Source organism: Pluralibacter sp. (assembly GCF_019237635.1).
Taxonomy (GTDB): Bacteria; Pseudomonadota; Gammaproteobacteria; order Enterobacterales; family Enterobacteriaceae; genus Enterobacter_B.
Window position 1 is genome coordinate 1 of record NZ_JAFAGS010000141.1, and the last position, 11,361, is coordinate 11,361.

At 48.7% G+C, this 11,361-nt stretch carries 9 protein-coding genes; 5 read left to right on the forward strand and 4 right to left on the reverse strand.

The annotated features are described in order from the left end of the window. The first annotated feature begins 700 nt into the window (after positions 1-700). Positions 701-1,810, forward strand: coding sequence for a porin OmpC (gene ompC, locus JO226_RS16210; RefSeq protein WP_293606796.1), 1,110 nt, complete (start codon positions 701-703; stop codon positions 1,808-1,810). Positions 1,811-1,867: 57 nt separating this feature from the next. Here the strand turns inward: ompC and JO226_RS16215 are convergent, their stop codons facing one another. The 3 genes from JO226_RS16215 to JO226_RS16225 all read right to left on the reverse strand — a co-directional run bounded on the left by JO226_RS16215 (position 1,868) and on the right by JO226_RS16225 (position 5,987). After that, a complete protein-coding gene (locus JO226_RS16215; RefSeq protein ID WP_293606797.1) occupies positions 1,868-3,640 on the reverse strand; it encodes an aminopeptidase P family protein in 1,773 nt (590 codons plus the stop codon). A gap of 16 nt (positions 3,641-3,656) precedes the next feature. Further along, positions 3,657-5,111, reverse strand: coding sequence for an AMP nucleosidase (locus JO226_RS16220; RefSeq protein ID WP_293606798.1), 1,455 nt, complete (start codon positions 5,109-5,111; stop codon positions 3,657-3,659). A 180-nt stretch (positions 5,112-5,291) separates the two neighbouring features. Continuing rightward, positions 5,292-5,987 carry a helix-turn-helix domain-containing protein gene (locus JO226_RS16225; RefSeq protein WP_293606799.1) on the reverse strand — a complete coding sequence of 232 codons (696 nt, stop codon included), beginning with the start codon at positions 5,985-5,987 and terminating at the stop codon, positions 5,292-5,294. A gap of 274 nt (positions 5,988-6,261) precedes the next feature. Here JO226_RS16225 and JO226_RS16230 point away from each other — a divergent pair, with 274 nt between their 5' ends. From JO226_RS16230 to JO226_RS16245, 4 genes are read left to right on the forward strand one after another with little or no spacing between them, the layout of a single operon-like run. Further along, the gene (locus JO226_RS16230; RefSeq protein WP_293606800.1) at positions 6,262-6,768 is read left to right on the forward strand and encodes a fimbrial protein; all 507 of its coding nucleotides are present in this window, start codon (positions 6,262-6,264) and stop codon (positions 6,766-6,768) included. A 52-nt stretch (positions 6,769-6,820) separates the two neighbouring features. Then, positions 6,821-7,459, forward strand: coding sequence for a molecular chaperone (locus JO226_RS16235; RefSeq protein WP_293606801.1), 639 nt, complete (start codon positions 6,821-6,823; stop codon positions 7,457-7,459). Positions 7,460-7,471: 12 nt separating this feature from the next. After that, the gene (locus JO226_RS16240) at positions 7,472-9,895 is read left to right on the forward strand and encodes a fimbria/pilus outer membrane usher protein (protein WP_293606802.1); all 2,424 of its coding nucleotides are present in this window, start codon (positions 7,472-7,474) and stop codon (positions 9,893-9,895) included. Then, a complete protein-coding gene (locus tag JO226_RS16245) occupies positions 9,895-10,884 on the forward strand; it encodes a fimbrial protein (RefSeq protein ID WP_293606803.1) in 990 nt (329 codons plus the stop codon). The genes JO226_RS16240 and JO226_RS16245 overlap by 1 nt, the downstream gene beginning before the upstream one ends. 98 nt (positions 10,885-10,982) lie before the next feature. Here the strand turns inward: JO226_RS16245 and JO226_RS16250 are convergent. Then, positions 10,983-11,361: hypothetical protein (locus JO226_RS16250; RefSeq protein WP_293606804.1), on the reverse strand; the 379-nt coding region annotated here is incomplete at its 5' end.

Sequence of the window (11,361 nt, forward strand, 5' to 3'; positions counted from 1 at the left end):
AAAAGCCTGCTTTCGAGCAGGCTTTTTGCTTTTCTATCGCTGAGTAATGCGCTCGCCCTCTCTTGCTACTGCAACTGAATTATTTCCTGTGCCGTTCTGCATTAGGCAGAAAAATCACCTATTAATTTATTTAATAAAGTCGATTGGCTATTAAAATAATCTTATTTAAGTGGAAAGATTAAAATATGGTCCCAAAAATAAAATCGGCAACATTAAAAATTTAAATAGTGGTGTTTAAGTAGATTTATTTGCTGTTTGCATAACAATATCATTACATTTGTAATAAAGTTACATTTTTATATGAATGTGTTTCAGCGTGAAACTTTTCTTTAATAACGTAAAATGCAGCGCACCAGCAGCCCTGGGAGTGAGTCCGCCACAGCGAAAGGGAAATGGTGTAAATTTATTGTGTGTAATTTGTTACGGTGAAATGTGCGGTGATGTATCGATTCACTGTTTTCGGCATAGAAAAAGCGGAGTGAGGATGCAGCGATCGTCATGTCTTCAACAGACAATAGACGATTAAAAAATTATCAGCATAAAAATATGTATCAGAAGTGATGGTGTCTCAGTTTTACTCACTATAAGAATGGTTGGCTGATGCATTTTAAACTGTCTGTGTTTATTGGATTTATTATTCTGAATATTATCGCCACCATTATAATTAAGCACTCATAAAAAATAGCAAGGGATATTCACGATGAAAGCAAAAATCATTGCACTTTTGGTGCCTTCCTTACTGATGTCTGTCACTGCAGGGGCGGCAGAAATTTATAACAAAGATGGTAATAAATTAGATTTATATGGTTTTGTTGATGGTCTGCATTATTTTTCATCCGACAGTAATAAAAACGGCGACATGAGTTATATGCGTTTTGGATTCAAAGGCCAGACGCAAATCAATGATAACTTAGTCGGCTTTGGCCGTTGGGAGTATCAGGTTCAAGGGAACCAAACGGAGAGCTCAACATCCAATAACAGCTGGACTCGTTATGCTTATGCCGGTCTGAGATTTGCCGGGAACAACTCCTTCGATTATGGCCGAAATACAGGTATTCTCTATGATGCGGAATCCTATACGGATATGCAGCCTGAATTCGATGGTTCCACCTATAGCAGTGATAACTTCGTGTTCAAACGCGCTAACGGCCTGGCGACTTATCGCACCACCGATTTCTTTGGCCTGGTTGATGGTCTGAAGTTTGCGGCGCAATATCAGGGAGAGAATGCGGGTTCAAGTCGTAACGTACTAAACCAAAACGGTGATGGCTATGGCGCTTCTCTGAGTTACGATACCGATATTGGGGTGAGTGTCGCAGGGGCATTCTTTAATTCCAATCGGCTTGATACGCAGAATAATGCCGCTGGCATTATGGGCAACGGGAAAAGAGCGGAAGGATACACTGGCGCAATCAAATATAATGCCAACAAACTCTATTTGGCCGCAATGTATACTCAGGCGTATAACGCCACCAAGTTTGGTTCAGCGAGCAATACAGCTTATGGTTATGCCAATGAATCTCAGGCCGTTGAACTTTATGCGGGATATACCTTCGACAATGGTTTGGTGCCGTTTGTGGCCTATAACCAGACCCGGGGTAATGATTTAGGCACTGACAAAAAGGGTAATACTTACGACGCCCAGGATCTGGTGAAGTTTGTTGATTTTGGTTTCACCTACAACTTTAACAAAAATATGCAGACCTACGTGGATTACAAAGTTAACCTGCTCAATGATAATACCTTTACCAAAAACACCAAGATCTCAACCGATAATATAGCAGCTGTCGCTATCAAGTATATGTGGTAATCCTGCTATTGAGTCAGCCGGGTAGGTTCGCACCACCCGGCTTCTTTCTGCATTAACTCATCGGCCCCAAACCGGCGCTGTGGCGGCAAACAGCCACGGGCGCGCATCGCTGTTCACCCGCGGTGACAGGGTCTCGCGCACCGACTGGTGGTACTCATCGAGCCACTGTTTCTCCTGCTCGCTCAGCAGGTGCATTTCCACCTGGCTGAGATCAATAGGGATCAGCGTCAGCGATGCAAAGCGGCAGAAGCCCGGCGCGGACTCGACGATCTCCACCTGGTTCTCAATTCGGATGCCGTACTCCCCGCCCAGATAATACCCCGGCTCAATAGTGATGATGTTACCCGCCTCCAGCGGCCACGGGTTCACCTTTTTGGCGATGCGCTGCGGCGCTTCGTGAATAAGCAACTGATGGCCGACGCCGTGTCCGGTGCCGTGGTCAAAATCCAGCCCCAGCTCCCACAACGCGCGGCGGGCGAAGGCATCAATCTGATGGCCGCAGGTGCCGCTCGGGAACTGCAGCGTGATAAGCGACAGGAACCCTTTAAGTACCGCGGTGTAGTGCAGGCGGCGCTTCGGATCGAGCGGGGCGAAGGCCAGCGTGCGGGTGGCATCGGTGGTGCCGTTATGGTACTGACCGCCGGAATCGTTCAGGTAGAAGCTGGCATTGGTGATGGCGGTATTGGTCGCTTCACTGCTGTGATAGTGACACATCGCCGCATTTCCCGCCGCGGCGGAAATGGTGCCGAAGCTCTGCTCAATAAAGTTTTCCTGTTGCTGGCGGAAGGTCAGTTGTTTTGCCTGCGCTTCCAGTTCGGTCAGCGGCGTGTCCGCCGCCAGTCGCGCGGGGACTTCCTGCGCCAGCCAGGCGAGGAAGTTCACCCACGCCGCACCGTCGTTGCGGTGGCTGTCGCGGTATCCCTCCAGCTCGACATCATTCTTTTTCGCCTTAATAAAGGTAATGGGATCAGTGGCCCACAGGATGCTGCCGCCGTGCTGTTCGGTGGCAAAACGCAACGCTACCGGGGCGCTGTCGGCATCAAGCAGAATGCGCTTGCCTGGCGCTCGTTGGGCGACGCGCGAGAGCAGCGCCTCCTGCGGCAGCCGCGTCAGCGTGGAGAGCAGGGTATCGGACAGGCCCGCCGTTTTCTGGCTGTTGATGAACCACTCCAGCTCGCCGGTGTGGCTTAGCAGGGCGAAGGAGAGCGGCACTGGGCTCATCGGGATATCCGAACCGCGCACATTCAGCAGCCAGGCGATGTTGTCCGGCTGGGTAATCGCCAGATAGTCGGCGCCTTTTTTCGCCAGCAAGGCGGCGATGCGCGCGCGTTTCCCGGCGCTGCTTTCCCCGGCGACATCCAGCGGCATTTCGCGAACCGGTCCCTGAGGCGCTGCGGGGCGGTTATGCCACAGGGCGTTGAGCGGGTCGTCGGTCATCGGCACCAGTGCGCAGTGAGTGGCGCTCAGGGCCTCATACTGGCTGTTGACCATCAGCATCGGCTCAAAACCGATGCGGCTGCCTGAAGGCAGGTTATCCGCGAGCCAGATATCCAGCGGTTCATTGTGCAGATGATGAATTTCCCAGGCCCTGAGATCCACTTCTTCGCGCACCTGTACCTGATAGCGGCCATCGACAAAGATAAGCGCTTTTTCGCGCAGCACCAGCGCCAGCCCGGCGGAGCCGGTAAAGCCGGTGAGCCAGGCCAGTTTGTCATCGTACGGGGCGGCATATTCACTCTGCCAGGCGTCAGCGCGCGGCACAATCATGCCGTCTAAACCATCAGCAAGCAGCAGGCTACGTAAAGCAGAAAGCGGTGTAGAGGTGGTCATGTATTTTTCCTGAAACTTAACGGAACGGAGGTTCGTTGAAGGTACGCAGTTTGCGTGAATGCAGCCTGTCGCCTTCGGCACGCAGCAGGTCAATCGCCCGGATACCAATCTGCAGGTGTTCGGAGATTGCGCCTTCATAAAAACGGTTGGCCTGACCCGGCAGCTTTATTTCGCCGTGCAGCGGTTTATCGGACACGCACAGCAGGGTGCCGTACGGTACGCGAAAGCGGTAGCCCTGGGCGGCGATGGTGGCGCTCTCCATGTCGATGGCCACTGCGCGGCTCAGGTTGAAGCGCAGGGCGGAGGCGGAGTAGCGCAACTCCCAGTTGCGGTCGTCAGTGGTGACGACAGTACCGGTGCGAAGGCGCTGTTTGACCTCTTCGCCCGGCATGCCGCTCACCTGCTTGGTGGCGTCGTACAGCGCGCGTTGCACTTCGGCGATGCTCGGGATAGGGATATCCGGCGGCAGTACGGCATCAAGCACATGGTCATCACGCAGGTAGGCGTGGGCCAGCACATAATCGCCAATGGTCTGGCTTTCGCGCAGGCCGCCGCAGTGGCCGATCATCAGCCAGACGTCCGGGCGCAGCACCGCCAGGTGGTCACAGATATTTTTGGCGTTCGCCGGGCCGACGCCAATATTGATAAGCGTAATGCCCTGGCCGTCGTTGGTGATCAGGTGCCAGGCAGGCATCTGGTGCTTTTTCCACGCCAGATCGGAAATTGCGGTTTCCGGCGCTTCGGTGTCGGCGGTGATCCACACGCCGCCAGCGCAGGAGAGCGCGATATAGGGGCTGTTGGGGTCGAGGATCTGGCTGCAGCCCCAGCGGACGAACTCATCGACATAGCGGGTGTAGTTGGTGAACAGTACGAACGGCTGGAAATGCTCGACCGGTGTGCCGGTGTAGTGGCGAAGGCGCGCCAGAGAAAAATCCACGCGGCGGGCATCAAAATGCGACAGCGGGTAGTACTCGGTTCCGTGAAAAAGCCCGTCTGCCGTCTCATCGCCAATCTGCGACAGTTCGGTGGTCGGAAAGTGGCGGGTCAGCCCGGCGCTCATCGAGCGGTCAAGCGTCAGGGTTGAGCCATCAATCACGTAGGGATAGGGGATCTCGTGCTGCGAACGCTCCACCACGATATGCGCGCCGTAGTCCTGGTACAGCGAGGTGAGTTGCTCCAGCAGATAGCTGCGAAACAGCGCGGGTTGGGTGATGGTGGTGGTGTAGCAGCCGGAATGCGTGAAGCGGCCCCAGGCGCGGGTTTTCAGCGCATTGTGCGCTTCGCCATCCCAGGAAACCGACAGCGCCGGGTAAACAAAAAGCCCTTCTGCGCGGGCTTTACTATCGGGGAGGGTGTTGTCGTTGATATAGCGTCCAATGGCTTCGCGCAGCGCGGCGACCGATTGGTTATACAGCGCTTCCAGTTGGTCCAGCGCCTGTTCAGGGGTCAGACCGGCACCCTTCGTGTTCATCCTTCGCTCCTTGTTTCAGCCGTGCTGTGTGGTTACCCGATAGTATGTCACAGGATTGTGAAACAAAAGACTAAGGATGCACGGGACCGCGTGTTCACCGGTGTTTGGCGACACGGGTGATGCATCCATATTAGCGAAGTGCTGATTTAACAAGCCCGGCTACACTATCGCGCGGTGTTTTTACTTATTATCGTGTTTGGATTTTGGTTTTGAATAAAACATTGTTAATTTCTCTGGTAAATCAGTAATATTAATTAATACACCTCGTGATAAGTGGACACACTCTTCTTTTTTGAGCTGAGCCAGGATTTTCATAACCCCGCTACGAGACAGAAAGGAGTGATCCAGAATATAGTTTGCTGCGGTAATATTGCCTCTCACCGCTTCAGGTTCCTCCATCAGTCTCAAAAGATGGGTGCGAATAATATCGTAAGAAGATAGTTGTGAGACGGTCAAGCAATGGGCATACACCTTTGCGGAGGTATAATCCTGAAGTGTTGCTAATGATTGCCAAAGGTTGAGTCGGGCCACTTCATCATAAAATACACTTCGCGGGACGAGGAATAACTCTGAGGTTTCATTTGCTCTAACATAAATGTGCTGCGAATATGCCAGCCTTGTGTTTGCACCAAAGATGAATGGTGCACACTCTGAATTAATGACTATTCCATCATTGATTCTGCACAGCGCCATGCTGCCCTTGAGTAAAACCAGACAATGTGGTTCATTTCGTGGTGCCAGATTAATATGTCGCCTTTTGGCGATTGTAACGAATTTTCCTTTATTTTCAACGGAATTAATCAATCTTTCTATATCTTCTTCGGGCCTCATCGATTTTGTCAATATATCTTGTTTGAACATTCCTTTAGTATCCATGTTTTGTTTTTCCTTTATAAACACACCGTTAATAGTAAATAATCTAATGTATTGCCTGTGATTCATTGGTGAGTCCGGGTGTAGACTAATTGCGTCTTGTAAGGCAATTCTTAATGCTATAAATTTCAATTAATAAAATACATCTGCTCATAAAAATTAGTCAATATAATTTCTGTAATCAGTAGATGAAGAAGATGTCGTATCTTTTTTTTCTAAAAAGACGGGTTTTTAATCAGGTATCAAGGGGGATGTTATGCCTGGAGTGTCATTTGATATGAAAATTGCTTTAAGCTTATTATTTTTGGTGACCTGCAGCGTTATGGCTGAAGATGGTTCTATTAGGTTTGTCGGTAGTATTTCGGACCAAACTTGCAGTGTGGATAGTTCATCCAAAAACCAGACGGTAACATTAGGGAAAGTTGCGAAGAGTGCACTGAATGGCACTGTGGGTACAAGAGCATCAGCGGCGCATTTTAGCCTGGTTGTAAAATCGTGTCCGGATACTGTTACTGGGGCAACGGTTGTATTTGATGGCAATGGTGACACGTTATACCCTAATTTACTGGCATTAGATGATGAGAGTGGAAAAGCCGATGGCGTCGCGGTACAGATTGCTGATAAAACAGGCCGTGAGATTCCATTACATTCTTCGTCCAGTGAATTCCCATTGACAACAGGGACTAATACTCTTGATTTCACTGCCCGTTATGTTTCAACCAAAGCGGTTGTGACTGTTGGCACTGCCAATGCCACGACACAATTTACGATTGTTTATAAGTAATCATTAATACATACGGAGCGTTAACCTGAAAAAGTACATCGTGATGCTCTTTATGGTGCTGTTTACCTCTTCAGTGCTGGCAGGGGTTGTTATTGGCGGTACTCGAGTTATATATCCTGCAGATAAAAAAACAGTATCAGTGAGTGTGATGAGTGACAAAACCTCTGGTGTCTATTTAGTTCAAAGCTGGATTGAACCAGATGTCTCTGGGCAGAAATCAGCATTTATTATTACCCCGCCACTTTTTCGTATAAATCCCGGGGGTGAAAATTTGCTTCGAGTGGTATTTACTGGCGGAATACTACCACAGGATCGTGAGTCATTGTTTTGGCTAAATGTAAAGTCTATTCCTGCTATAGATGATAGTGCATTACAGGATAATACATTGCAGATGGTCGTTAAATCCAGAATTAAGCTTTTTTATCGCCCGAGCAATCTTGCTGGAACACCAGAGCTGTGCTGGCAGAATTTGCAGGTGGATTATACAGATAAACGACTGACTATTACTAACCCAGGGGCATATTATGTATCGTTTTATTCATTCAAAGTTGATGGTAAGGAATATAATGATGTCAGCATGATTCCACCGAAAGGAAATATTAGTTTGTCGGTGGAAAAGGCTTCCCGGGTGAGTTGGCAGGCAATTAATGATTATGGCGGTATCGTCCCTGCGGTTCACCATCAATTGTAGGTATGCAGTATTATGGCCAGAATATCATATCACCTGGTGGTCACGTTGGTGCTACTGAGCCATTTCTCCTTATATGCACGAGAAACGTTTAATATCCATGCGCTGGAGCTGGATAGTCCAGTGCAAGGAATCGATCTTTCATCCTTTATCAGAGGGGAAGAGAGTGTTCCTGGCGTTTATTTAGTAACGGTATATATTAATGGTAAAATACAAGGTGACGAGCAACATATCCGTTTTGTTAACGATAAACAGGGACGCTTACAACCTCAGATTACACCCGCGATGCTCAAACGCTGGGGAGTGCATATTGACAGGTTCATGTCATTATCTGAAAAGAATAATGATCTGCCTGTAGATAGCATTGAGCGTATTATACCTATGGCATCCGTAGAGTTTATTTTTAATCAACAGAAATTGAATATTAGTATTCCTCAGGCCGCAACGGATAACCAGGACAGAAATGCTATTGATAGTTCAAGGTGGGATGAGGGGGTTACCGCTGGATTGCTTAACTATAGTGTGAGTGGCGGTCAGGGTTGGGAGCATGCTGATAGCAATAGCTATTATGCGAATTTACAAAGTGGTGTTAATTTAGGGGCATTTCGTTTTCGTAATTATTCAACCTGGAAATATAATGATAAGTCAGGAAGTACCTGGCAGTCGATCAATAGTTTTATACAACGTGATATCGCCTTTTTAAAAAGTCAGCTTATATTCGGTGATAGCTATACTACTGCAGATATTTTTGATGGTGTGCCTTTCCGGGGTATACAGCTGGCATCTGACGATAATATGTTATCGGATAGTCAACGTGGGTTCGCTCCGGTGATTCGCGGTGTTGCGCAGTCAAACGCGGAGGTGACGGTAAAACAAAATGGCTACACCATTTTACAAACCTATGTGGCGCCTGGCGCGTTTACGCTGACCAACCTTTATCCGGTAGTTTCTGGAGGGGATTTAACCATTACTGTTCGGGAAGCGGATGGCAGTGAACATACTTTTGCCCAGCCTTACTCAGCGGTACCATTAATGCAGCGTGAGGGGCGGTTGAAATACGCGACTACGGTAGGAAAGTATCATCATCACGCCGATGAACCCGCCTTTGTGCAAATGACCGCGATGTATGGCCTCCCTTATGGCGTCACCATTTTAGGGGGAACCCAATATGCCAGGGACTATCATTCCCAGGCGTTAGGGGTAGGGATAGGGTTTGGATCACTGGGGGCAGTCTCTGTTGATGTAACACTGGCTCAAGCGGAAGAAGGGACAGGAAGTTCCTATCGGTTACTCTATTCAAAAAGTGTACAAACGACCGGAACGAATGTCATGTTAGCGGGTTATCGCTATTCGACCAGCAATTTTTATACCTTTGCGGATGCTATTGATGCCAGAACCCATAATGGCTGTTGCGATCATCGCCGCCAGCGACTGCAACTGGATATTAGCCAGCCAATAGGGCATGTGGGCTCTTTTTTTCTGTCGGCATACCAACAAAGTTATTGGCATAAAAAAGAGAATGAGCTGACATTAAGCGGTGGATGGAATAGCAGTTTTTATGGTTTCAGTTACAACATACTTTATAGTCTAAGCCAGTCACGAGAGGACTCTGCTGATAAAGACAGGCAACTGGCGATAAATTTCCAGTTTCCGTTGAAATATTTTTCTACAGGGAGTTGGGCAAATATGAGTATGACCAGTGCAAGTAAAGGGCATATGGGCATACAAGGGGGAATAAACGGGACTGTGCTGGATAACCGGAATTTAAGCTACAGTATACAGCAAAATTACTCGCACGAAGACGGTACCAGTGGAAATTTGAGCGCCGACTATAAAGGGCGCTATGCGGAAATCGGCGCAGGGTACAGCAACAGCGGGAATAGCCGACAGTTAAATTATAGTCTGAAGGGTGGGATTGTTATCCATCCCTATGGGGTGACACTCTCACAACCCCTCTCCGATCAGTTTGCAATAGTCAGGACGCCGGGAGTCAATGGGGTAAAATTACGAGATTATCCTGGGGTGATGACGGATAGTTGGGGTAATGCTATTGCGCCTTATATAAGTCCATATCGGCAGAATAATATTACCCTCGATGTTGAATCAATGGACAGTGATATTGATGTCACTGAGGCGGTAAAAGCGGTCATTCCAACGCAGGGTGCTATCGTGATAGCAAATTATAACACACATGTAGGCGCCCGGATTTTACTGTCGCTGTTATACAAAGGACGAACGGTGCCGTTCGGCGCTATTGTGACTGCATCATCGGGGGAAACAGGTATTGTAGGTAGTGAAGGACTCGTTTATTTATCTGGGCTTCAGTCTGAAGAGCATTTGACAGTAGCGTGGAATAAAACACGCTCGTGTGTGGTAACGCTAAAACTATCCCCCTCTGCTCGGACAGCAGTACAGCATCTCAGTGAGGTATGCCGCTAATGCAATTCCGTCATTATTTTCTTCTGTGGCTATTTCTGATGATTATTTTAATGTCAATACTAAAGGCATATGCTGATTGCTCTCCTGTTAATGGTTGGCAAAATCGTCCTCTGATGCTTAATTTCCCTGAGCGCCTGGCGGTTCAGCCTGACCTACCCGTTGGCAGTGTTTTTTATGAAACCGAAGTTAGTGAAAATCATAATGGTGAAAAATATGTGAACTGTACGGGGAGAAATACGCTGGGTGTGAAATATTTAAATGGTCGGGTTACCCGCGGTGATGGTGTTGCCGCTACCAACATTGATGGTGTCGGGATTCGGATTCATTGGATACTTGCAAACGGCCAGGCAATACGGGTGCCAACCGATCCTTTTCAGACCATGAACGGACCCGGTGCGTTAACCTGGGGCGTGGGACCAAAATGGAAGGTTGAATTAGTGAAAACGGGAGCAATCTCAGGTGGAACAATGAAGACGGGCGGTTACACTGCTTATGGCGTAGGTGGGATGTACGTCAGTATATTACGGGTTTCTGGTGGGGGGAATATTGTTCCTACAGGATGTTCGTTACGTTCTCCTGATGTGTATGTCCCTTTGGGACGACGTTTGAGATCGGAGTTTAGCGGTTCTGGCGTAACGCCGTGGCACATTTTTGATATCCAGCTTAATTGTCTCCAGGGGACCCGAATAAACGTTCGAATTGACGCGGTGGCTGATGTTTCCGGGGTGCCTGGTGTTATGAAGCTGGATAATCAGAAAGGCGATATGGCCGCGACAGGTGTAGGTATTCAGCTCTGGTATCGTTCTGGTGGCGGAAGACCTGGTATCGGGGGGACGCCCGTCGTATTCGGGCGAGAAATTGAGTATGACACCTCTGAGTCAGGTGGTGCCGAGGCGGTCAGACTTCAGGCTCGATATTACCAGACGGGGTCAAGAATTACGGCGGGTAAAGCCGATGGCACAGCAACATTTACGCTTACCTATCGCTGAAGATGTGCATGCAAAATAGCCTCCTCCAGGTGGGTCAAAAACCACGTGACGAACAGGGAGCTCACTGTCGTTATTCCGCCAGCGAACCCCCAGGTATGTTAAGCAATAAAATAATTTATGGTTAAGGTGAGCGCATAACCGCAGGCAAGCTGTACGGCATTGCGTTTGATTAAGTCATAAGGTTTCAGACCAACCAAACCGGCAACGGCAATAATAAAGCCTGCAATCGGTGAAAATGCCCGGCCAAAACCCGCAGAATAGTACATGGAAAGTAATACCTTTGTGGCCGAGACGCCGCCGGTTTTGGCCATTTCAGCCGCGAAGGGGGCAAACGCATTAAAGGTTGATGAGCTGCCTAATATCATGATGCTGACAAAAATGAAGAAGGAGAAAAAGGCGACTATCACCAACTCCGTGTGGGTACCGGCCGGTAACGATGAGAACAATATATTAACGAAGCCAATCTTTATCAGGCCT